We start from the raw sequence: 21,884 nt of genomic DNA on the forward strand, positions 1-21,884 counted from the left end.
TATATTATAAAGGAGAGGATACAGCATGACGGCATATACCTTGTCGCAACGCACCATTCCCTTGCAGGAGGAGTGGGATGTGCTTGTTATCGGCGGAGGGCCTGCAGGCTGCGCCGCCGCCATATCCGCTGCCCGGGAAGGGGCAAGAACTCTGTTGATCGAAGCAACTGGCGCCCTGGGCGGGATGGGCACCTCCGGCCTGGTGCCGGCCTGGACTCCGTTCTCCGACGGAGAGAAAATCGTGTACAAGGGCATCGCGGAAGCAGTGTTCGTCGCCTTGAAAAGCGAAATGCCCCACATCGACAAGAACGCGACGAACTGGGTAGCGATTAACCCGGAGAAGCTGAAGCGCATCTATGACCGGATGGTCACGGAGGCCGGAGCGCAGGTGCTGTTTAACACCATGGTGTGCGCGGTGGATACGGATGGCGCAGGCGGGATTCAGGCGGTCATCGTGAATAATAAAGCCGGGCTGACCGCCTACCGGGCCGGAGTCTATGTGGATTGCACCGGGGATGCGGACCTGGCGGCATGGGCGGGAGCGGAGTTCCAGAAGGGCGATGAGGACGACGGCTCGCTGCAGCCCGCCACTCATTGCTTCACCATGGGCAACGTGGATGAATATGCTTACCGGCACGGCGTACAATTAAACGGGTGGAAAAATCCGGCCAGCCCGGTTCACGCCATTATCGCATCAGGGAAATATCCGCTTCTGGATCATCATATGTGCAACTCCTTGGTTGCTCCGCGTACCGTCGGCTTTAACGCCGGCCATATCCAAGGGGTGGACAATACTGATCCGCACTCCGTTTCCCAGGCGTTGATCAAGGGCCGGATTATCGCCGAGGAGGTTCGGAAGAGTCTGGCGGAGTATTGCCCGGACGCCTTCGGCAACGCATTCGTTGCGGCCACCGCCCCTCTCATGGGCATCAGGGAATCCCGCAGAATTGTCGGGGATTATGTCCTGCAGCTGGAGGATTATGTGGAGCGCAAAAGCTTTGAGGATGAAATCTGCCGGAACAGCTACTTTATTGATGTTCACGGCTCCCGCAAGAAGAAGCTGGCCACAGGCAAGGATGAGGAATATTACACTCATGTGATGAGATATGGCCCGGGAGACTCCCACGGCATTCCGTACCGCTGCCTCACGCCCAAAGGAATCCGCAATATGCTGGTGGCAGGACGCTCCATTTCCTGCGAAAGAATGGTGCTGGGAAGCGTGCGGGTGATGCCGGTGTGCCTGGCCATGGGAGAAGCGGCGGGGTTGGCCGCAGCCATGGCGGCGAAGCTGGACAGCCATGATGTCCATGCAGTGGACACCAAGCGTCTTCGGGAACGCCTGAAGGAGGAAGGGGCCTATATTCACTGAGGCGGGAGGACAGCATGATGAGCCGGATTGAAGAAAGACAGCCGATTTATGCGGATATACTAGTTGCCGGAGGCGGCATAGCGGGAGTGACCGCGGCATTGGCGGCGGCGCGCAACGGCGCAAGGGTGATCCTATGCCAGGACCGGCCCGTCCTGGGAGGCAATGCCTCCTCGGAGATTCGCATGCACATTGTGGGAGCCGCCAATTCCAAACGGAGGAAGGCGTTGGAGACGGAGGCGCGGGAAGGGGGCATTCTGGAGGAAATTCTGCTGGAATGCGCCGTCCGCAACCCGCAGCGGAGCGCGTCCATGCTTGATCTTATTCTGTATGAAAAGTGCCGCGCCGAACCCAATCTTACGCTGATGCTCAATACGGCGGTTACCGGGGCGCAGATGGAGGGAAGCCGGATTGTCTCCGCGCTGGCCGCCAGAGAAAGCACAGAGCAGCGCTTTGAGCTCTTCGCGGATATTTTCCTGGATTGCACCGGCGACGGGCGTCTCGCCAAGGAGGCGGGGGCCGTCTTTATGACCGGCAGGGAGTCCTCGGGGCAATACGGGGAGAGTCTGGCGGGAGAAGAGGCCGACCCCTATTGCCTTGGCTCTTCCCTGCTGTTTACCGCCAGGGACATGGGCAGGCCCATGCGGTTCATCCCGCCCGAGTGGGCGAGGAGCTTCTCGGAGGAGGATCTGAAATTCCGCTCCCACAGCTCCTGGGAATACGGCTATTGGTGGGTGGAATACGGCGGCTTGATGGACACCATTCAGGATAACGAGACCATCCGCGATGAGCTGCTGGCCATTATGATGGGAGTCTGGGACCATATCAAGAACAGCGGCAGTCATCCCGAATCGCTGAACTGGGCTCTGGACTGGTTCGGCTTTCTCCCCGGCAAGCGGGAGTCCCGGCGTTTTCTCGGCAAGCATGTGCTGACCCAGAGGGATTTGGAGGAGGCGGTCCACTTCGATGATGTGATCGCCTACGGGGGTTGGCCCATGGATACCCATCCGCCCCAGGGGATCGAGGCGAAGGACAGGGAGCCGGCCCGCCAGCCGGTGACCAATTATGTATACGGAATTCCTTTGCGGTCATTAATCAGTGCCAATGTGGAAAATCTGATGTTCGCGGGACGCCATATCTCCGCCACCCATATCTCCTTTTCCAGCACCAGGGTGATGGCCACATGCGGAGTGATGGGGCAGGGGGCCGGAACCTTTGCGGCATTGGCTGCCAAGGCCGGACTTCCCCCTGGACCTGCTGCAGCCGACGGCGAGCTGGTGCGGCAGACCCAACAGCAGCTGCTCCGGCAGGATGTGTTTCTCCCGGGGATTGCTCCTGAAGGAAATCTGGCGGGACTGGCTGTTGTCCGGGCCTCCTCCCAGCAACCGGAAGGGCAGGCCGAGAATGTCGTAGACGGTTATACCCGTTCCCTTCATGGTCCCAGCGGGGTCCGGCCGGGCCTTATTCCGCCGGGAAGCCACAGATGGATGTCCATGCCGGAGGATTCCAACCCCTGGATTGAGCTGGAATGGGCCTCACCTGCAGCCATACGGGAAATCCGGATTGTGCTGGATACCGGCATGCACCGCAGGCTGACATTGACTCACGAGGATGCACTCCATATGCAAAATGTATGGGGGCCGCAGCCGGAAACCGTGAAGGAGCTGCGGGTATCGGCGTATCTTACCGGTTCCTTGGCCGGATACAGGGAGGTGCTGCATATCCGGGACAACTATCAGCGCCTGATTGTATGTCCGGTTCAATTGGAGCAGGTGGTGAAGCTGCGCCTGGAGGCGCTGTCCACCAACGGACTGGACCATGCCCGGATTTTCGAGATTCAATGCTATTGAAAGCGGATGCCAAATGCGATGCACGGGCCGCCATAACAAACCAAAAAGCCGGGAGAACAGCTCCCGGCTCTTTTTGGTTTGCTTTCTGTTTTCCGGCGCCGCCATACCCCGGAAAAGGCCTCTATCGCTGTGCCGGATCGGACACAAAACCGTCCTTCTTCAACTCGGAATTGGTCTTCATGGCGTCCATCTCCTTGCCCAGCTTTTTCATTTCATCTTCATTTTGAGCCAGGGAGCTGTTATCGGATGCCTGCAGCTTCTCCTTGGTTTCTTCGGCATTGGCCTTGACGGTTTCCTTGGTTTCCTCCGCTTCCTTCTTGATGGTGCTGATGATGGTATTGGCAGAGTCCTTCAAATCGCCGGCCGCGCTTTTAAGGGAATCCACGGCAGCCCCGGCTATTTCTTTGGTCTCCTGAATTTTGTTCAGGCCGCTTTCCTTGGCGGTCTCCGCCAGCCCAGCCGCTTTCTCCTGGGCGATGCTCATCCACTCGGCGGACCGCTCCTTGATTTTGGCCACATCCTCGTTCAGCTTTGCCCGTGTATCTTTACCCGCGCGCGGGGCGAATAACAGACCGGCGGCGGCGCCGATAAGCCCGCCTGCCAGCAGGCCTTTCCATAATCCGTTGCTTTTGGCTGGAGTCGCTTCCATGTTCATCTCTCCTTTCGCTTGGTTACTGTTTTATACCCTGAGGTGCTTGTCCTGAAACCGGCATCCAATTGTGCTTGACAATGATTTCCTTTGGATATGCTATAATAAGAATCATCCCCAACAAAAATATTTCTCACCGAAAAGGAGAGTGTCACGTGATGAGAGACATGCTTCACCGTGCGGTGTCCCTTGGATTGGGTTTGGCTGTAGCCAGCAAGGAGCAAATTGAAAAAACAGTGGAGGAGCTGGTCAAAAAAGGCGAGGTCAGCCGGGCGGAATCCGGCGAGTTTCTGGAGGAGCTTCTAAATAAGGGCAGCGAGGCCAAGGCCCGGATGGATCAAGCCGTCAACGACAAGGTGCAAAGCATATTGAAGGACAGAGGCATTGCCTCCCTGGATGAGGTGAAGGCTCTGGAGCGCAGAATTGCCGTGCTGGAGCTGGCTATTGCCAGATTGGAGAAGCAAGACGGAGAGAACGGGGAATAATCGGCGGACTACGCCAACTTTTGACGGGGAGGCGGGACCTTCATGAATGTCAGCAAGGGCTTCCGTCACTTGCACCGGTACAGGGAAATTGCAGTGGCGCTGGCCCGCAACGGCTTCGGCTATGTGGTCGGCGAGCTGGGTTTCCCCGAGGCCATTCCGTTTCTGCGGAACAATGAGCGCAAGGATATCCATAAAAAAACGGTTGGCGAACGGATCAGGCTGATGCTAGAGGATCTGGGCCCCACCTTTGTTAAGCTGGGGCAGATTGCCAGCACCCGCCCCGATCTGGTCCCGGCCAGCGTGATCTCGGAGCTGGTGCAGCTGCAGGATCGGGTGCCGCCCTTCTCGTATGCCGATGCCGTGCGGATTGTGGAGGAGGAGCTGGGGGCGAGCATCGGGGAATTGTTCATGGTCTTCCCCGAGACGCCCATCGCGGCGGCCTCCATCGGCCAGGTTTACCATGCGGTGCTGAAGGACGGCACCCCCGCGGCGGTGAAGGTGCAGCGGCCCCATATCCAGCGGATTGTGGATACGGATCTGGATATCCTGGCGGAATTTGCCCGGGTAGCGGAAAACCGGCTGGAGTGGGCGAGAAATTACCGCGTCCGCGATATGGTGGAGGAGATTTCCAAGGCCATCCGCGCGGAGCTGGATTATGCCGCAGAAGCCCGGCAGGCAGAGAAATTCCAGCAGCAATGCCGGCAGCTTAAAGATGTGCTGGTCCCCGATGTATTCTGGGACTACACCACCCGGCGGGTGCTGACCATGCAGTATATGGAGGGCATTTCCCTGTCGGATCGGGGGCGGCTGGAGCGGGAGAATATCGATAAAAAAGCGCTGGCCCGCCAACTGGCGGATCTTATTATCCATCAGATCCTGATCGAAGGTTTTTTCCACGGCGATCCCCATCCCGGGAATATTCAGGTGCTGCCCGGCGGGAAGTTGGGCCTGCTGGATTTTGGCTCGGTGGGCAAGCTGTCCCAGGATATGCGCAAGCAGTTCGCCTTCTTCGTTATCAGTCTCCGCAATCAGAGCACCAGCGGGATTATCCGGGCGATCTCCAGCATGGGAATTATCCCCGACGAGGTGGATATGATCCAGCTTCGCGCCGATGTGGACGAGATGCGGGAGAAGTATTATGCCACTCCCTTAAGCCGGATCAGGCTGGGGGAGGCGGTGAATGACCTGTTCACCCTGGCTTTCCGCCACCACATCCGCATTCCCTCGGAGATGACCATGCTGGGCAAATCGCTCCTGACCTTGGAGGGAGTGGTGGTGTCTCTCGATCCGGACTTAAGTGTGCTGGAGGTGGCGGAGCCTTACGGCCGGAAGCTGTTTATGGAGCGGTATGACCCCAGGAAGCTGTACAAAAAAGCCATCGAGGACCTGCCGGAGTTTCTGGAGGCGGCCGTAGAGTTTCCCTCCGGCATGAGAAGCATGCTGGCCACCATCCGCAAGGGCAAGCTGCGTTTTGAGGCGGGCATTCCGGAGCTGGGCGTTTTCCTGAAAAGTATGGATAAGCTCACGGATAAGCTGGCCTTAAGCCTGGTGCTCCTGTCCTTCAGCCTGCTTGTGGTGGGGCTGATCATCGGCGCTGCTTTGGCTCCCGCGGAAACGGTGCTGTGGAATTTGCCTATCCTGGAAATCAGCTTTGTTATTGCCGCTCTGCTGCTGTTATGGCTGATCATTTCTCTCTGGCGCTCCCGCAAGCTGTGACGGTGAAGCAGCCTCGCGGCAGCCCCAAAAGGCCGTCTTCAGGAAGACGGCCTTCATCATAACAGGCAAGCTTTAGTTCTTGAAGCTGTGAATAGGGGCGGGAATCCGGCCGCCGCGGTTGATGAAGGCGTCGCAGGAGAAGCCGTTGACGGGCATTACCGGGGCATATCCCAGCAGGCCGCCAAACTCCACCATATCGCCCACATCCTTGCCGATGACAGGAATGATCCGGACGGCTGTGGTTTTGTTGTTCACCATGCCGATGGCCGATTCGTCGGCAATAATGCCGGAGATGGTTTCCTTCTTGGTGCTGCCCGGAATGGCGATCATATCCAGGCCGACGGAGCAGACGCAGGTCATGGCTTCCAGCTTCTCCAGGGTAAGCGCGCCTTTTTGCACCGCCTGGATCATGCCGTGGTCCTCGCTCACCGGGATAAACGCGCCGCTTAAGCCGCCCACATAGGAGGAGGCCATAACGCCGCCTTTTTTCACATTGTCGTTGAGGATGGCCAAAGCCGCTGTCGTACCCGGGGCGCCGGCTTCCTCCAGGCCCATCACCTGGAAGATCTCGGCGATGGAATCGCCGATTTCCGGTGTGGGAGCCAGGGACAAATCGATAATTCCGAAAGGAACCCCCAGCCGCTTGGAGGCCTCCTGAGCCACCAGCTGGCCGACCCGGGTCACCTTGAAGGCAGTCCGCTTGATGGTTTCGCACAGGGTTTCAAAATCCTGCCCCTTAACCTCCTCCAGAGCGCGCTTCACCACGCCGGGACCGCTGACTCCCACATTGATGACGCATTCGCGCTCGCCGACGCCATGGAAAGCTCCGGCCATAAAGGGGTTGTCGTCAACGGAATTGCAGAAGACCACCAGCTTGGCGCAGCCGATGGAATCCCGTTCCTTGGTCAGCTCGGCTGTCTTCAGGATAATCTCGCCCATCAGCTTAACGGCATCCATATTGATGCCGCTGCGGGAGGAGCCTACATTCACAGAGGAGCAGACCCGTTCGGTGACGCGGAGCGCCTCGGGAATGCTGTCGATGAGAATCCGGTCCCCTTTGGTGAAGCCCTTCTGCACCAGGGCGGAGAAGCCCCCGATGAAATTGACGCCCACTTCCTTGGCCGCCCGGTCCAGCGTCTCCGCAACCGGCACAAAGGTATCCGTATGCAGCCCGCCGGCGGCAATGGAGATGGGAGTGACGGAGATACGCTTGTTCACAATGGGCACGCCGAATTGGCGCTCCAGATCCTCGCCTGTTTTCACCAGATGCTGGGCGGTGCGGGTGATTTTTTCATATACATTCTGGTTAAAAATCTTCAAGTCCGAATGGGCGCAGTCCATCAGGCTGATGCCCATGGTAATGGTGCGTACATCCAGATTCATTTCGCGGATCATCTTGTTGGTTTCCTGCACTTCCACCAGGGAGATCATAGGGGTCCTCCTAAAAAGAGTTTTAGATGCGGTGCATAATATTGAAAATATCCTCGTGCTGCAGCTTAATCTCCACACCCAGGGTACGCCCTATATCCTGAAGATCCTCTACCAGCATTTCGAAGGACTTGGCGGGTTCGGAAATATCCACAATCATCATCATGTTGAAGTAGCCTTGGATAATCGTCTGGGAGATATCCAGAATATTGACATTGTGCTCCGCCAGGTAGGTGCAAACCTTGGCAATAATTCCAACCTTGTCTTTTCCCAGTACGGTAATAATGCCTTTCATGCGTACAGCCTCCTCATATATTCGCTCTTGTCCGTATCAATGGCAAAGAACCGATTTCAACTATTATGTCAAATCCCGGCGTCCGGGGCAACAAAATGTTTTTTGTCAATCTGAATGAAATTCTGAATTTACCAAAAAAAGGGGTGGGGAGAATGGCGGTTCAATTTCAATTATGCCAGCTGGACAAGGATTTTGACGCGTATGTAAGATTCTTGAGCCGGAATTATGACGAACTGAATTTACCCTATTCCTATGCCATGATGCTTAATTTTTTTGCCAGTCCGCTGACGATGGGCAAAGCGATGCTGGCCTATCTGGAGGAGCCGTACACTGTCGTGGGGGCAGCCGGCTTTGTCTACGGAACCTCGGCCAAGGACCATAAGGACCGGAACATCTGCCAGATCGAGGTGGTGTATCTGCTCCGGGAGTACCGGACGCCCATGATATTTATGCGGGGCTTGCGGGCGCTCCTGCGGGAAATCCGCGCCGGGAATCCGGAGGTGTCCACCATCCAGTTCTGGGTGTCGGAGCGGCACAAAGGGTTCAAACGGCTCATTACCCGCTTTTCTTCGCTGCCGGGAGCGGTGATGGAGGAGAAGGACGGACTTATGCTTTATATGATTCCGTTTGCGGAGCTGGAATTATTCAGCAGACGGTTTATTCCTTTGACCAGCCCCACGTGACAAACCACCTGTCCTTGAACAATCGGGGATAATGCCTCCCTCGAGCCATTGCGAGGCATGGTTGAAGGGCCGGCGGCAAAGGCTGAACCGTTTGCTGCCGGCTCCAATCCGGATCACCCCCAAGATAGACCCGCCCAGAGCCGTTTCGCAGCTTCTAGGCCTCCAGGGCTTCCACTACATTCGCCGAATAATATGAAGCTCCCCGTCCGGCGTCAACTCGGCATATGCAATTGCCTTGATGTCGGTTATACCCTGCTTCTCCAACTCCTCCAGGAGCCATTCCTCTCCAAGCCCGGCCTCCTCCAACTCCTTGCGGCACCGCTTTCCGTTCTCGATCACTCCCCGCGGCAGCACTGCCGGTTCATCAGGCAGTCCCAAATCCCTCCGGCTTACTGTTTCATAGGAGGATTTCCGCATTACGCTTAAGGTTCCGTTGGTTTCATAAACGGCAAAGGCCACCTCGCTCAAGGAAAAGATGTCTTTGCTGCGGAGCATGGTTCTCAGCTGGTCGAAATCCAGGTTATTGCGATAAAGCTCCTGTACATCGATTTTTCCGTCGCAAATGAGCAGATCGGGTTTTCCCTCCAACGGCTTCCGGAAGGCCTTCACATATTGTGTCAGCTTATCGAAGCAAATGGACAGGATGGTCCAGCCGGCAAGGGCCACAAGCAGCTGAAGGATGGTAAGGCTCTCCTCATAGATGGTGCTGCCCACCAAATCACCCAAAATGACGGCGGATACAAAATCAAAGGGGGTAAGGGCGGATATTTCTTTTTTGCCGAGAATCCGGGTCATGGCCCATAGCCCGAGAAAGCCTGCAGCCAGCTTGGCGAGTATCTGGAGATATTCCATAAGCAACCCTCCGGTAAGGATAATGGCAGCGGGCAATCATCCGCCTATGCACTCCATTAACCGTTCGGGTAGGGTTTTGTAACCCGGATCGGGGAATGATCGCAAACGAGAGTAATTATCAATGCATAGCAGAGATTTGGAGGAATTATTAGACAAAGGCAGAATTTGCGAGAATCATAGAGTTAATTTCTCCCTAAGGTGAATAGCGCGAATTTTTAGAATTTTTAATATTCTGTAAATTCACTTATAATACAAGTACACCGACGGCATCCAGTTGGAGGACAAGCCCGAGGTGAACCGCTCTTCTTTTTTGGAGGAGAAACAAAAATCAAGAGAGGAGAGAGCCCCGATGATCTAGGTTAGCGATGCATACCGGAGTTCAGCTGTAACCGGCAGGACGGAAGTGACACCGTTTTGGGGAACAGACTGAGGTATGCGGGAATCCAACTTCCCATGGATTTGGCAATCCCATTCTCGAAGCAAGGGATGTTCTTGCGAGGAAAGAGGGCGATTCCAATGGAAAGGGTAAGCGAAGCGTACGGATACGGTGAGGCACGCCTGGAGTGACGGAAGTGACAACGTTGCTCGTGATCGCCGGGTACGCGGGAACGCAAGACCAATTGAAAAACAATTACCATGTCAAGGCCGTGGATTGTTGCTGGAGGAAATGATTGAATTGAATAGCGTGTTACGCAAAAAATCCCCGTAGCCCGGTTGATCAGGCGGCGGGGATTTTTCTTGTGGGGCTCAAGCTTTATTTCTTGGACTCCTTATAGGAGGCATTGTATTCTTCAATAATTTTGTTGCCGCCGTCATTCTTCCATTTATCCACGGCTTTTTGGAACCCGGCTGCATCAATATCGCCTACCATGTATTTATAGGTGGCATCCTTGATGATGTCTTGGAGAATCGCACCCTTTTCTGTATATGTCTGTGAATCAAGGGAGTTAGTGGGATTCTGGACGGCGAACTTCACTGCAGCATCAGAGAGCTGCACCGCTTTCTCCTGGGTCTTCAGGGTGTAGTAGGTGGGCAGGATGTTGGTGGAATCCGCAAGCGCTACAGTCAGATAAGCTTTTTGCTCCTTCTCCAGCAGCTTGGCATCGGTAACCGGTTGAACCTTGCCTTCCACCAGCTTGTAATGCTCGTTTTCAACGCCATATTTCAACAGATTGGCAATTTCCGGGCTGAAGAACTTGTCATAGAAGGCAAGGATTTTCTTCAGCTCAGCTTCGGATTTAACCGCCGATTTGGGGAAAACCACCAGGGTGCCGTAACCGGGAATGCCCCAGGTAGAAGCGGTTTTTTGGGTGGAGCTGGTGATTTGGTTGACTACGTCATACACAGCCGCTTTGTTATTGGCTTCGGTTTTTTGCTGCAGGGTTTGCACGTCATGCATGGAACCGACGTACATGCCGGAAGCGCCGGTATACATCAGGTTCTGCTGGTCCGTCTTGCTGGTAACCGGGAAGTCCTGGTTGATCAGGCCTTCGGTGCGCAGCTTCTTGATGAAGTTCATAGTGTCCATATAGCCTTGGGTCATGAACTCGGGAACAAGCTTGCCATCTACAAGTCCCCAACCGTTGGGGGTTCCAAAATAGGCGGACAATGTTTTGAAGGAGCCGTAGATCAGGTCGTTGCGGTCTGCCAGCGGGATGGTTTTGCCGCCGCCCAGGTTGGCTTCCTTGAACTTCTTCAGCATGTTGTAGATATCGTCGGTAGTTTTTGGCTCAGCCAGGCCCAGCTTGTCGGCCCAGTCTTTGCGGTAAATAATGCCTTGCCGGGCAATGGGGCGCTCCTGGTACAGGGAATAAATTTTGCCGCCGACCTTGGTATTTTCCAACACTTCGGGGTTCAGGTTTTTCAGGTTCGGATAATCCTTCAGATATGGTCCAATTTCCCAGAACTGCCCGTCTTTCAGCGTTTGTCTCAGCAAGACGAAGGAGGCTTGGTTCTTGAGATAAACCGCTTGCGGGAGGGAGCCCGTAGCCAATGCAGCCTGGAACTTTTCATCGTAGGAGCCGTCGGGCACCCATTGGAACGTGATGTCGCTGTTGGTTTTTTGCTCCAGCAGCTTTTCCAGCTTGTCGGAGGGAACCTCAGGCGTGGACAGGTTCGCCATAATGGTGAGCTTCAGCGGAGTGTTATCCACTGTAGGAGCTGGAGAGCTTGTGCTCCCGCTGCTGCTGCCTGAGCCTTTGCCGCAGCCTGCCGCCACCACGGACAGAGCCATCAGCGTAATTGCAATTGTTTTCTTGTTCATCACATAAAATCCTCCCCGAAATATCGTTGCAAACGTTTGCAATTATATATATTTGCTATGCCGAAAGAAATTCCTCTTTTTTTGACTTCTTAAAAATTTCTTAAGACGGATTTCTGAAGGTGCAAAGCGGAAGTGGCTTTTTTTGCCGCGGCGGATTCAAATTTTGGTTGACATTCGGAAGAAATCAAGGGACAATATTCCTTGTTGACCAAAAAAATGAAACTTCTTGGCAGTAAGGAGGCAGCCGTGAAAAAAATCATACTTCGTTTTGTGGCGCTGGGATGTGCATGTGTGCTTGCCGGTTTGTTATATACACAGTTTAAACCATATTCATTTTCTTATACGCTGGAGTCGGAACATTTTTCGTTTTATTATACGAAGGCGGATAAAAGCTCCATTGATCAGATCCGGGACCGGCTGGAGGAAAACTACGGCAGGATTGTGCAGGATTTGGCTCCGCCGTCCATGCCCAAGGTTAAGGTGAGAATTTATCCGAATCTGGCGGACTTTCATAAGGAGATTGACCGGAAAGACGCAGGCAATTGGCTGGTGGGGATTGCAGAGAGCAATGACGAAATGCGGATGGTGTCGCCCAATGACCCGGAGTCCGGCCAATCCTTTGAGAGCATTCTGAAGGTGGCTGTACATGAGTTTACTCATGTTGTCACGTTTAATCTGACGGCGTATCCCAGCCCGTCCGTGAACTGGCTGTATGAGAGTATCGCCTGTTATGAAGCGGGGCAGTTCACAGATCCGAAAGATGTGGTGCATCTGTCGGGAGGAAGGTATCCGACTTTGGCGCAATTAAACAGCGGCAGTGGAAACCTCAACATATATAGTGTTGGTTACGTCATGATTGAGTATATCCGAGACACCTGGGGGATGTCGGCGGTCCGGGAGCTGATTACAAGCTCCGGCAACCTTCCTGCTGTGCTGGGGAAGACGGCGGAGGAATTTGAGAAGGGCTGGCAGGACTATGTTCAGGCGAAATACCTCAACCCCAAAAAGCAATCCTAAAAAAACCGGTCTTGCCTATGGCAAGGCCGGTTTTTTGCAATACCCGGAAGGGGACTGGCCGTCGATGGTTGCGGGGGAGAGGGGGGATGGCTGCGGACCGAGCGTCCGTTATTTTCCGCATTTGGCCCTTTTATTGATTTTCACGGACACACCATTCGTTATTTCGCTCCAGAANCCCTTTTATTGATTTTCACGGACACACCATTCGTTATTTCGCTCCAGAAGCAGGAAGACCCATTGGTTTTGCGGATTTAACGGATTCTGTGTCCGCGTCGGAGCAAAAAAGGCCAATTTTGGCGAATTAGCGGAACCTGGGTCCGTACAATGAGAAGCAGCATGGCGCAGAACTGCATGATGCATGATGCAGGTAGTCTGGGAGATGCTAGTTGAGAGGCCTCTCGCATGGAAAAAGTGCTGTTTTGCAAAGGACTACTGAAGCTCCGGCTGAAGAAACTCGCGGAAATTCTGCTGCAGAAACATGGAGTTGATATCCTCCCGGAGGTGGCGGTCAATAAGCTCGGGAAGATGGGGGCCGTCTCCCTGGATCAGTCCCTCCAAAATCCGGCAGTGCTCCTGGAAGAGGTCCTGGAGCTTTTCCTGCTTCAGCAGATGCAGCCTGCGGTAGCGGGCATAATGGACATTGGATTGCTGCAGCAGATTCCACAGATAGGAGCGTCCCGCCAATTGAAACAGGGTCCGGTGGAAGGCGTCGTCGCACTCCATGAACTGTTCATGGGCGTTGTCGGCGGAGGCAATAGCCTTCTCCTGGGCAGCAAGGTTATCCCTAAGCTCCAGAATGCCGGGCAGCGGCAATCTGCCGGAGAGGCTTTGCAGAATTTCTTTTTCCAGCACGCTGCGCAGGAAGATCATCTGCTCCACGGATTCCAGATCGATATAGGAAACCACATTTCCTTTTTTGGGATAAATATTCATATATTGCTCCAAAGCAAGCTGCTTGAGGACATCCCGGAGAGGCGTCCGTGAGATCTGAAACTGCTCTGACATGGCCGTTTCGCTGAGAATGGTGCCGGGCTTTAGTGCCAGAGTCACAATATCCCGTTTTAAGGTTTGCAAAATTTCCTCTTTCCGCATGGCAATCCCCTGTCTTTTGAATAAGATCATGTGAGAATTAGTATACAACAGTTTCGGATAATCTGAAAGCGGAGGATACTTGCAGAAGTGAAATTTCTTCTTTATTCGGTGTATTTCCTTGTTATATCATGATTGACACAGAGAAGCTTTGTCGCTTATGATCAAATCAGACTTGTATACAAGATGAAATTTACTTAGGAGGATTTCTGCAGATGAACATGACTTGGAGATGGTATGGGGAAGGCAACGATTCCATTACATTGGATCACGTCCGGCAAATTCCCGGCGTAATGGGAATTGTCTGGTCCTTGCATGACAAGGTGGCCGGCGAGGTTTGGGAAATGGAGCGGATTCAGGCGGAGGCGGACAAGATCGTCGCCAAAGGCTTCAGCCCGGCAGTGGTGGAGAGCGTCAATGTCCATGACGACATCAAAATCGGTCTGCCCAGCCGCGACCATTACATCGATATCTATATTGACACCATCCGCAAGCTGGCCAAGGTGGGGGTGAAGGTCATTTGCTACAACTTCATGCCCGTATTCGACTGGACGCGGACGAATCTGTACAAGGAACTGCCCGACGGCTCCAATGCATTGTTCTATGAAAAGGCGGCTATCACCGATGATCCCAAGGAAATGGCGGAGCGGATTCTATCCGGGGCCGGACACTTTACTATGCCAGGCTGGGAGCCGGAACGGATGGCGCGGCTGGATGATCTGTTCGCCGCATATGCCGGTGTTACCGAAGAAAAGCTATTCGAAAACCTGGTCTATTTCCTCAATCGGCTGATGCCGGTTTGCGAGGAGACGGATATTCGCATGGCCATCCACCCGGATGATCCCGCTTGGCCGATCTTCGGTCTGCCGCGGATTGTCCGCAGCCGGGATTCCATCCGCCGCCTTCTTGATGCCGTGGATAATCCATATAACGGTCTGACCTTCTGCACCGGCTCCCTGGGCTCCAATCCGCAGAACGATCTGCCGGCCATGATTCGGGAGTTCCATGACCGCATCTATTTTGCCCATATCCGCAATGTGAAGGTGTTCGAAAACGGCGACTTTATCGAGGTATCCCACCGGGGCTGCGACGGCAGTGTGGATGTGCCCGAGGTGGTTAAGGCTTATCATGAAAACGGCTTTAAGTGGTATGTGCGGCCGGACCACGGCAGACATTTGTGGGGCGAGGAAAAAACTTGCCGTCCAGGCTATGGACTGTATGACCGGGCATTGGGTATTATGTATTTGTTGGGAGTTTGGGACAGTCTGGAGAATACCAAAGGAGTGAAGTAAATTGCTGACGCTTAATCTGGCGAGTCTGGTCAATGCTGCGGAGTGGGAAGCAGCAGGTGTGGAGCTGCCCCGGTTTGACCCCAAGGAGGTAGCCGCCAAAACCGCGGCCCAACCGGAATGGGTTCATTTTGGAGCGGGGAATATTTTTAGAGGCTTTGTGGCCAATGCCCACCAGAAGCTGCTGAATGAGGGCAAAGCCGCTACGGGAATTATTGCCGCCGAGGTGTTCGATCTGGAGATGATCGACAAGGTGTACAAGCCTTGCGACAATTTGACCCTGCTGGTGCTGATGAACGCCAAGGGGGACTTCCAGAAGAAGGTGGTAGCCAGCATTGTGGACGCCATTGCGGCAGACCGCAGCCGTGAAGGGGAATTTAACCGCCTGGTGTCCATCTTCGAGACTCCTTCCTTGCAAATGGCCAGCTTCACCATTACGGAAAAAGGCTATGCCATCACCGGTCCGGACGGAGCTTATCTGGGCATCGTGCAGCAGGATCTGGAGAAGGGCCCGGAGCAGGCAGTCCACATTATGAGCGTGGTTACGGCATTGGCCTATAAACGCTATCTCAAGGGCAAGTATCCCATGACCTTCGTCAGCATGGACAACTGCTCCCATAACGGCGACAAGCTGAAGAAGAGCATGGTTGCTGTCGCTGTGGAATGGGCCAAGCGCGGCCTGGTGGAAGAGGGCTTTGCCGCCTACCTGCAGGATGAGAGCCGGATTGCTTTCCCGCTGTCCATGATCGACAAGATTACCCCCCGTCCTTCGGAAAAGGTGCAGGAGGCGCTGCTGGCTCAAGGCATCGGCGGCATGGATATGGTGGTCACCTCCAAAAACACGTATACTGCGCCTTTTGTCAATGCGGAGATCAGCGAATATCTGGTCATTGAGGACTGCTTCACCAACGGGCGTCCGTCTCTGGAGGAAGCAGGCGTGATGTTTACCGACCGGGATACGGTGAACAAGGTGGAGACCATGAAGGTTACCACCTGTCTGAACCCGCTGCATACGGCTTTGGCCGTGTCTGGCTGTCTCCTGGGTTATACCCTGATCGCCGATGAAATGAAGGACCCTGCCCTGCGCAAGCTGGTGGAGATTATCGGCTACAAGGAAGGACTGCCCGTTGTGGTCAACCCGGGCATCCTTGATCCAAAAACCTTCCTGGATGAGGTTATTCACGAACGGTTTGCCAATCCGTTCATTCCGGATACGCCGCAGCGGATCGCCACGGATACCTCCCAGAAGGTGGGCATCCGGTTTGGGGAAACCATTAAGTCGTATATGAAGCGCGACGATCTTGATCCGGCTTCCTTGACCGCTATCCCCCTGGCCATTGCGGTGTGGTGCCGTTATCTGCTGGGTGTGGATGATGAAGGCAAACCCTTCACCCTGAGCCCCGACCCGCTGCTTGCCGACCTGCAGGCGCAGCTTGCAGGAGTATCCCTGGGGGACAAGACATCCGATGTCCGGACTATTCTGGCGAATGCGCAGATTTTCGGCGTATCCCTGGAGGAAGCCGGTTTGGCCGGCAAGATTGAAGGCATGTTCCACGAAATGCTGGCAGGCCCCGGCGCGGTCCGCAGCACCATCGAAAAATATGTAAGCTGACCTTAAAAGAGCGCGTGCGCTGTCGTAAGGGGTTCCCCCAAAAAGTATGTGGAATTCTCTCCGCAGGCTGGATGGTGTTATGGAAGCCTCGAGACCGGCGGAGCCGCTTTGAGGATCTCCCCCAAAATTTCATCCTTTTATGATGCCGCTCTTTGAGCGGCAGGGATGGCTTTTGGGGGATGTTTTTACTTTCGCAGGGTTTTGCCCTATGGTGGGATAAACATGAACGGAGGGAACGGCCATGAAAGTAGTGTGTATCGGCGACAGCTTTACCCGCGGCTTCAAAATCAAAGCAAACGAGGCTTGGGCAGCGCTGCTTGGGGAAAGACCGGGGGTGGAGGTTCTGAACCAGGGGATCAATGGCGATTCCACCGCAGGCATGCTGTCCCGCTTCCAACGGGATGTGATCGATGCCGCGCCATCCCGCGTTATCATTGCAGGAGGCATCAACGATCTGATCCTCCGGGTTTCTCCCGATTCGGCATGCTCCAATATGGCCACCATGGTTCATCAGGCCCGTCACTACCGGATCACGCCTATCTTGGGAATTGAGCCGCCCGTTATCCCGGATATGGCGGAGTCGTTTTGGCCGGGGATTACGGATTTCTGGCGGGTGAATCTGGAGCTGGCCGAGCTGCGGCGGAAGCTTCTATCGTTTGCCGAGGCTTTCAAGGTAGAGACTGTGGATTTTTTCGGCCGGCTGGAAGCCTATGAAGGGGAACAGAGGGCTCTATACAGCGACGGTCTTCACCTGAACGCCGAAGGCAACCGGTTGATGGCGGAGGCGGTTCAACTGGGAGAGAATTAATCAAATATAGGTTTTGAACCGGCTGGCCGATTCAAACGTCAAACCGAACAGAAAGCTTGCCGATCAGGCAGGCTTTTTTCTATCGAGGAAGCGGCTCGACTTTTTGACAAACGCAGGTTGTCAAAGGACGATGACAGGCGTTTATCCTCACTGGATGTGGAATAAAGGGGGGAAGATACATTTTGCCTTTATTTCTGGGCCCAACTTGACGATATAGGTAATGTGATAGATTAACAAAAGTGAGGTGGACTTGATTTGAACAGCAAGCGGAAAAAGGTTGCCTTACTCGCCTTTCTGTTAACGGGAGCTTTTGCGGCAGGGGCCGCGGCCTCCAACGGAATCGAGCGAGTGGACGCGTTTCTCCGGCCCGATTTCAAGCTGATCGTAGACGGCAAGGCCGCACAGCTGAACAAGCCGATCCTGATTTATGACGATACCAGCTATCTGCCGATCCGGGACATCAGCGGTCTGTTGAACGCCGATGTGAATTGGGACAATTCCTCCAATACAGCTTATGTCAATTCCCGATATGCGGGACAGCCAACCATTCCAGAAGATAGTGGGGATTATAAGGAAATTGAGATGAAAAGCCCTTCTCCTATTTTCATGAGATATCTGGGCAGAGACTATGGGATACTGACGTTTTATGGGGACTCCGGAAATTACGGAACGTATTATCGGGTTACGGATTTAAACCGGATGGGTGTGAATACGGCAGGCGTTCTGAAGTACCGAGAGAAGAACACGCATGATTTGTATATTCAAGAGGAAGATGTCCAAAAGCTTTGGAAGGAGACTCCAGAATATCAAGGATCGTATGAGATCATTATGTCCGGAGTGAGTGATTCCAAGGTGAAGGAGTTCCTTCAAAATATGATCCGTGATGCCATTCCTGATTATAACAGCACTGGACAATACGTTTTTTCTCCATTCACCACCGTATTCTTTGTAGATTCCGTGGAAAACCATCCAGGATACTACGCCATGTATTTTTGGAATGAAAAGGGAGAGATCGGGATTATTATGGTTCAGCTTCAAAAAGACGATAATGGAGATCTTATGCGAAGATCCTTCAGCATTGTCGATCTGCAATATATGCATAAGTTCTTTTCGCAATAAAACTACATAATATTGGCAATGCAGAAAGAGTTTGTTGAACGATTGCTGCACAACCACTTGTCCGAAATCCATGCACCAGGACATACTGCCAAAGCAGCTTCGCCCATCCGAAGCTGCTTTTTCAGGTTTTTCTGCAACTTTTCAAAATTCGGGTGGAGTTGTGGCGCAGAACCCTTTATAATATGACAAGTAGATTTTATAAAGGAAAAGGTGTTTACACTCCATGAGTATATTAAATGTTGAAAACCTGAGCCACGGTTTTGGAGACCGCGCGATTTTCCATGACGTATCATTCCGGCTGCTGAAGGGTGAGCATATTGGTCTGATCGGCGCCAACGGCGAGGGAAAATCCACCTTCATGAATATTGTCACAGGCAAGCTCCAGCCGGACGACGGCAAGATTGAATGGGCCAAGCGCACGCGGGTAGGGTATCTGGACCAGCACGCGGTTCTGACCAAGGGGCAGAGCATCCGGGATGTACTGCGCGGGGCTTTCCAATATTTATTCGATATGGAACAGGAAATGAACGATATGTACGGCCGGATGGGTGAGGTGTCCCCGGAGGAACTGAAGCAGCTGCTGGAGGATGTGGGCACCATTCAGGACATTCTGACCAACCAGGATTTCTACCTGATCGATGCCAAAATCGATGAAACCGCCCGCGGCCTGGGCCTGACCGATATTGGTCTGGACAAGGACGTCAACGACCTCTCCGGCGGTCAGCGGACCAAGGTACTGTTGACCAAGCTGCTTCTGGAAAAGCCCGACATCCTGATGCTGGACGAGCCCACCAACTATCTGGACGAGCAGCATATTGAATGGCTGAAGCGGTATTTGCAGAGCTACGAGAATGCCTTCATCCTCATCTCCCATGACATTCCGTTTCTGAACAGCGTCATCAATCTGATCTACCATATGGAAAATCAGGCACTGACCCGGTATGTCGGGGATTACGACTACTTCCAGCAGGTGTACGAGGCCAAAAAGCAGCAATTGGAATCTGCCTACAAGCGCCAGCAGCAGGAAATTGCCGATCTGAAGGATTTTGTGGCCCGGAACAAGGCCAGTGTGGCGACCCGGAATATGGCCATGTCGCGGCAGAAGAAGCTGGACAAGATGGACGTTATTGAGTTGGCTAAGGAAAAACCGAAGCCCCAGTTCAACTTTAAGGATGCCCGCACCTCCGGCAAGCTGGTGTTTGAAGCGAAGGATCTGGTTATCGGGTACGACTCCCCGCTGTCGAGACCGCTCGATCTCCGCATGGAACGGGGCCAAAAAATCGCCCTCTACGGAGCCAACGGCATCGGCAAAACTACCCTTCTGCGCAGCATTCTGGGCCAGATTCCGGCGATTTCCGGTTCGGTCCAACTGGGCGATCTGCTGGAGATCGGCTACTTCGAGCAGGAGATGAAGGATGCCAGCTACAACACCTGTATTGAGGAAGTATGGCAGGAGTTCCCGGCCTTCTCCCAATTCGAGGTGAGGGCGGCGCTGGCCAAGTGCGGGCTGACCACCAAGCATATTGAGAGCAAGGTAGCGGTATTAAGCGGCGGCGAAAAGGCCAAGGTCCGCCTCTGCAAGCTGATTAACCGGGAAACCAACCTGCTGGTATTGGACGAGCCTACCAACCACTTGGACGTGGATGCCAAGGATGAGCTTAAACGGGCGCTTAAGGCGTATAAGGGCAGCATCCTGCTGATTTCCCATGAACCGGAATTTTACCGCGACGTAGCCACCGAAACCTGGAACTGCGAATCGTGGACGACGAAGGTGTTTTAAAAACTGGTTTATGCATCGCATACAGAGATACCCTGCAGCTTCAATGGTTCTTTCCACCATTGAAGGGCTGTAAGGGTATTTTTTTTATGAAAAAAATGTTATTTTATATGGTTTATACCTTCTACAGGATTCGGCGCGATGTATGTTATACTGGTGATAAAACAGCGAAAAAGCTTATGACAAGGGGGGCATCGCATGGAAAAGGTCAATTCACCGGAAGAGTTGATGGAGAACATATCGAATATGAGCCGCGATAACTCTGTGTACCAATTTCATATTCCAGGTAAAGGAAAGTTCACACTCGTCTTGCAAGAGGAAGAGCAGCGGTCCATTCAGGCCGACGTTGAGGCGAATCCGGAATTAAAATTCATGATTGAACAAAGCAAACAGGAATTCAAGCTTGGCAAAAGCATGAGCACATCGGAGTTGCTTAAATCCTTATCTCCCGAGGACTTTCGACCATAAACCGCGTAATTTTATGGTCTCCGGCAGTAAGATACAAGCTCTCCCAGTTTCGCAGCGAACGATTTTCCCCTGAGGAAACGTTTGATTTCATATCTCAATTCATTCTTGAAACAGAAGCTGTACTCTCCAATTCGATAATAAGCAAAGCTTATACAGAGGAATACGGATTGAATCCAAAAGCTGACCTATTGCAATTCCTTTGAGGATGCAGTGGGTTTGTTTATATACTTGGATTATCGCGAGGTGCTTAATGCCTGTGAAGCTAACGAAGTCTGCTCTGAATAAGTATCTGAAGCAGCCAAGCAACGACCAGCTTATGGTATTTGTTGAGCAGAACGCAGTTGATCCTATAGTAGAATGTGGATATAATGTAGTTAGAATATTGCTATGGAAGGCGGCTGAACAGATGCAAATTAAACCATCCGCGAGTATTAGGCAAAATTATAACGAAATTGCAGACTTGTGCAAATCTTCTGGAGAACCTGTGTACCTGACCAAAAATGGCGAGGGCGATCTGGTGGTAATGGATATCGCTTCATTCACCCGCCGTGAGAAAATGCTGAAGCTGCGCGAAGAACTGCTGGCCGTGGAGGAAGAACGTTTGGCCGGACGAACGGGTATGACGCTGGATGAACTGGATACGTATCTGGACGATCTTATTGGCGAGGTGGAGCATGGAACCAACGGCTCCTTATAAAGTAATCGTATCCGACCGTGCCCGTCAGATGCTGGCTGGGCATGTTCGGTTTCTGGCCCAAAAAAGCCCTGAAGCCGCCCGAAGGACCAAAAATGATTTGATGAAGGCCATTCGTTCCTTGTCCCATATGCCGGAACGGTTTCCTTTTCTGAACGCAGAATATATTCCGCTGAACAAGTATCACAAAATGTATATAGAAAAGTGGTATTTGATTCTGTATCAAATCAAGGATCAAACTGTTTATGTGGACTATATCCTGGATTGCAGACAAGATTACGGGTGGCTGGCGGGAAAGTAAGGTGTTTTTATTTATTTGTAAAAAAACCGTTCCTTGATGAAGGGAGAAGTATCTCCGAGCCTTCATAGGAGCGGTTTTTGTTTTGATTCGTAACAGCTTTATACGAATAATGCATAAATGCCA

General features: G+C 53.2%; 20 protein-coding genes. 14 read left to right on the forward strand and 6 right to left on the reverse strand.

Going from position 1 to position 21,884, the window contains the following annotated elements:
- Positions 1 to 25 precede the first annotated feature (25 nt).
- Both DQG13_RS09845 and DQG13_RS09850 read left to right on the forward strand, forming a co-directional pair.
- Positions 26 to 1,369 carry an FAD-dependent oxidoreductase gene (locus DQG13_RS09845; protein WP_113019586.1) on the forward strand — a complete coding sequence of 448 codons (1,344 nt, stop codon included), beginning with the start codon at positions 26 to 28 and terminating at the stop codon, positions 1,367 to 1,369.
- Between the two features lie 14 nt (positions 1,370 to 1,383).
- Positions 1,384 to 3,216: an FAD-dependent oxidoreductase gene (locus DQG13_RS09850; protein WP_220094356.1), complete on the forward strand. Its 1,833-nt coding sequence runs from the start codon at positions 1,384 to 1,386 to the stop codon at positions 3,214 to 3,216.
- Positions 3,217 to 3,337: 121 nt separating this feature from the next.
- Here the strand turns inward: DQG13_RS09850 and DQG13_RS09855 are convergent, their stop codons facing one another.
- A complete protein-coding gene (locus tag DQG13_RS09855; RefSeq protein ID WP_181592675.1) occupies positions 3,338 to 3,865 on the reverse strand; it encodes a YtxH domain-containing protein in 528 nt (175 codons plus the stop codon).
- Positions 3,866 to 4,023: 158 nt separating this feature from the next.
- Here DQG13_RS09855 and DQG13_RS09860 point away from each other — a divergent pair, with 158 nt between their 5' ends.
- Both DQG13_RS09860 and DQG13_RS09865 read left to right on the forward strand, forming a co-directional pair.
- Entirely contained in the window at positions 4,024 to 4,350 is a 327-nt protein-coding gene (locus DQG13_RS09860) for a phasin family protein (RefSeq protein WP_113019589.1), read from the forward strand.
- Between the two features lie 42 nt (positions 4,351 to 4,392).
- Positions 4,393 to 6,066, forward strand: coding sequence for an ABC1 kinase family protein (locus DQG13_RS09865; protein ID WP_113019590.1), 1,674 nt, complete (start codon positions 4,393 to 4,395; stop codon positions 6,064 to 6,066).
- Positions 6,067 to 6,138: 72 nt separating this feature from the next.
- Here the strand turns inward: DQG13_RS09865 and DQG13_RS09870 are convergent, their stop codons facing one another.
- Both DQG13_RS09870 and DQG13_RS09875 read right to left on the reverse strand, forming a co-directional pair.
- The gene (locus DQG13_RS09870; RefSeq protein WP_258525615.1) at positions 6,139 to 7,494 is read right to left on the reverse strand and encodes a PFL family protein; all 1,356 of its coding nucleotides are present in this window, start codon (positions 7,492 to 7,494) and stop codon (positions 6,139 to 6,141) included.
- A 25-nt stretch (positions 7,495 to 7,519) separates the two neighbouring features.
- The gene (locus DQG13_RS09875) at positions 7,520 to 7,789 is read right to left on the reverse strand and encodes an ACT domain-containing protein (RefSeq protein WP_113019592.1); all 270 of its coding nucleotides are present in this window, start codon (positions 7,787 to 7,789) and stop codon (positions 7,520 to 7,522) included.
- A 152-nt stretch (positions 7,790 to 7,941) separates the two neighbouring features.
- Here DQG13_RS09875 and DQG13_RS09880 point away from each other — a divergent pair, with 152 nt between their 5' ends.
- Positions 7,942 to 8,472 carry a hypothetical protein gene (locus DQG13_RS09880; RefSeq protein WP_146767131.1) on the forward strand — a complete coding sequence of 177 codons (531 nt, stop codon included), beginning with the start codon at positions 7,942 to 7,944 and terminating at the stop codon, positions 8,470 to 8,472.
- 174 nt (positions 8,473 to 8,646) lie between these two features.
- Here DQG13_RS09880 and DQG13_RS09885 read toward each other — a convergent pair whose 3' ends face one another.
- Together DQG13_RS09885 and DQG13_RS09890 are read right to left on the reverse strand one after the other, a co-directional pair.
- Positions 8,647 to 9,324 (reverse strand): DUF421 domain-containing protein, encoded by a 678-nt coding sequence (locus tag DQG13_RS09885; protein WP_113019594.1) that lies wholly within the window; start codon positions 9,322 to 9,324, stop codon positions 8,647 to 8,649.
- Positions 9,325 to 10,078: 754 nt separating this feature from the next.
- Positions 10,079 to 11,587, reverse strand: a complete 1,509-nt coding sequence (locus tag DQG13_RS09890) for an extracellular solute-binding protein (RefSeq protein WP_113019595.1) — start codon at positions 11,585 to 11,587, stop codon at positions 10,079 to 10,081.
- A 246-nt stretch (positions 11,588 to 11,833) separates the two neighbouring features.
- Here DQG13_RS09890 and DQG13_RS09895 point away from each other — a divergent pair, with 246 nt between their 5' ends.
- Positions 11,834 to 12,604, forward strand: coding sequence for a gluzincin family metallopeptidase (locus DQG13_RS09895; RefSeq protein ID WP_113019596.1), 771 nt, complete (start codon positions 11,834 to 11,836; stop codon positions 12,602 to 12,604).
- 429 nt (positions 12,605 to 13,033) lie between these two features.
- On the opposite strand, the gene DQG13_RS09900 is transcribed toward DQG13_RS09895, so the two are convergent.
- Positions 13,034 to 13,696, reverse strand: coding sequence for a GntR family transcriptional regulator (locus DQG13_RS09900; RefSeq protein WP_113019597.1), 663 nt, complete (start codon positions 13,694 to 13,696; stop codon positions 13,034 to 13,036).
- 212 nt (positions 13,697 to 13,908) lie between these two features.
- On the opposite strand from DQG13_RS09900, the gene uxuA reads away from it, so the two are divergent.
- The 8 genes from uxuA to DQG13_RS09940 all read left to right on the forward strand — a co-directional run bounded on the left by uxuA (position 13,909) and on the right by DQG13_RS09940 (position 21,761).
- Complete coding sequence (gene uxuA / locus DQG13_RS09905; protein WP_113019598.1) at positions 13,909 to 14,985, forward strand: mannonate dehydratase; 1,077 nt, start codon at positions 13,909 to 13,911, stop codon at positions 14,983 to 14,985.
- A 1-nt stretch (position 14,986) separates the two neighbouring features.
- Positions 14,987 to 16,594, forward strand: coding sequence for a mannitol dehydrogenase family protein (locus tag DQG13_RS09910; RefSeq protein ID WP_113019599.1), 1,608 nt, complete (start codon positions 14,987 to 14,989; stop codon positions 16,592 to 16,594).
- A gap of 241 nt (positions 16,595 to 16,835) precedes the next feature.
- Positions 16,836 to 17,402, forward strand: coding sequence for a GDSL-type esterase/lipase family protein (locus tag DQG13_RS09915; protein WP_113019600.1), 567 nt, complete (start codon positions 16,836 to 16,838; stop codon positions 17,400 to 17,402).
- A 255-nt stretch (positions 17,403 to 17,657) separates the two neighbouring features.
- On the forward strand, positions 17,658 to 18,521 hold the full coding sequence (locus DQG13_RS09920; protein WP_113019601.1) for a stalk domain-containing protein: 864 nt from the start codon (positions 17,658 to 17,660) through the stop codon (positions 18,519 to 18,521).
- A 223-nt stretch (positions 18,522 to 18,744) separates the two neighbouring features.
- Positions 18,745 to 20,301 (forward strand): ABC-F family ATP-binding cassette domain-containing protein, encoded by a 1,557-nt coding sequence (locus DQG13_RS09925; RefSeq protein ID WP_113019602.1) that lies wholly within the window; start codon positions 18,745 to 18,747, stop codon positions 20,299 to 20,301.
- A gap of 195 nt (positions 20,302 to 20,496) precedes the next feature.
- A complete protein-coding gene (locus tag DQG13_RS09930) occupies positions 20,497 to 20,766 on the forward strand; it encodes a hypothetical protein (protein ID WP_113019603.1) in 270 nt (89 codons plus the stop codon).
- A gap of 406 nt (positions 20,767 to 21,172) precedes the next feature.
- On the forward strand, positions 21,173 to 21,463 hold the full coding sequence (locus tag DQG13_RS09935) for a type II toxin-antitoxin system Phd/YefM family antitoxin (protein WP_113019700.1): 291 nt from the start codon (positions 21,173 to 21,175) through the stop codon (positions 21,461 to 21,463).
- Positions 21,441 to 21,761: a type II toxin-antitoxin system RelE/ParE family toxin gene (locus DQG13_RS09940; protein ID WP_113019604.1), complete on the forward strand. Its 321-nt coding sequence runs from the start codon at positions 21,441 to 21,443 to the stop codon at positions 21,759 to 21,761. Before DQG13_RS09935 ends, DQG13_RS09940 begins: the two co-directional genes overlap by 23 nt.
- Positions 21,762 to 21,884: the final 123 nt, after the last annotated feature.

Source organism: Paenibacillus sp. YN15, from assembly GCF_003285005.1.
Lineage (GTDB): Bacteria > Bacillota > Bacilli > Paenibacillales > NBRC-103111 > Paenibacillus_AR.

Excerpts from the sequence above, each read along its gene's own strand:
- DQG13_RS09845 (WP_113019586.1), top strand. The coding sequence starts at position 26 with ATGACGGCATATACCTTGTCGCAACGCACCATTCCCTTGCAGGAGGAG.
- DQG13_RS09850 (WP_220094356.1), top strand. The coding sequence starts at position 1,384 with ATGATGAGCCGGATTGAAGAAAGACAGCCGATTTATGCGGATATACTA.
- DQG13_RS09855 (WP_181592675.1), bottom strand. The coding sequence starts at position 3,865 with ATGGAAGCGACTCCAGCCAAAAGCAACGGATTATGGAAAGGCCTGCTG.
- DQG13_RS09860 (WP_113019589.1), top strand. The coding sequence starts at position 4,024 with ATGAGAGACATGCTTCACCGTGCGGTGTCCCTTGGATTGGGTTTGGCT.
- DQG13_RS09865 (WP_113019590.1), top strand. The coding sequence starts at position 4,393 with ATGAATGTCAGCAAGGGCTTCCGTCACTTGCACCGGTACAGGGAAATT.
- DQG13_RS09875 (WP_113019592.1), bottom strand. The coding sequence starts at position 7,789 with ATGAAAGGCATTATTACCGTACTGGGAAAAGACAAGGTTGGAATTATT.
- DQG13_RS09880 (WP_146767131.1), top strand. The coding sequence starts at position 7,942 with ATGGCGGTTCAATTTCAATTATGCCAGCTGGACAAGGATTTTGACGCG.
- DQG13_RS09885 (WP_113019594.1), bottom strand. The coding sequence starts at position 9,324 with ATGGAATATCTCCAGATACTCGCCAAGCTGGCTGCAGGCTTTCTCGGG.
- DQG13_RS09890 (WP_113019595.1), bottom strand. The coding sequence starts at position 11,587 with ATGAACAAGAAAACAATTGCAATTACGCTGATGGCTCTGTCCGTGGTG.
- DQG13_RS09900 (WP_113019597.1), bottom strand. The coding sequence starts at position 13,696 with ATGCGGAAAGAGGAAATTTTGCAAACCTTAAAACGGGATATTGTGACT.
- uxuA (WP_113019598.1), top strand. The coding sequence starts at position 13,909 with ATGAACATGACTTGGAGATGGTATGGGGAAGGCAACGATTCCATTACA.
- DQG13_RS09915 (WP_113019600.1), top strand. The coding sequence starts at position 16,836 with ATGAAAGTAGTGTGTATCGGCGACAGCTTTACCCGCGGCTTCAAAATC.
- DQG13_RS09925 (WP_113019602.1), top strand. The coding sequence starts at position 18,745 with ATGAGTATATTAAATGTTGAAAACCTGAGCCACGGTTTTGGAGACCGC.
- DQG13_RS09930 (WP_113019603.1), top strand. The coding sequence starts at position 20,497 with ATGGAAAAGGTCAATTCACCGGAAGAGTTGATGGAGAACATATCGAAT.
- DQG13_RS09935 (WP_113019700.1), top strand. The coding sequence starts at position 21,173 with ATGCAAATTAAACCATCCGCGAGTATTAGGCAAAATTATAACGAAATT.
- DQG13_RS09940 (WP_113019604.1), top strand. The coding sequence starts at position 21,441 with ATGGAACCAACGGCTCCTTATAAAGTAATCGTATCCGACCGTGCCCGT.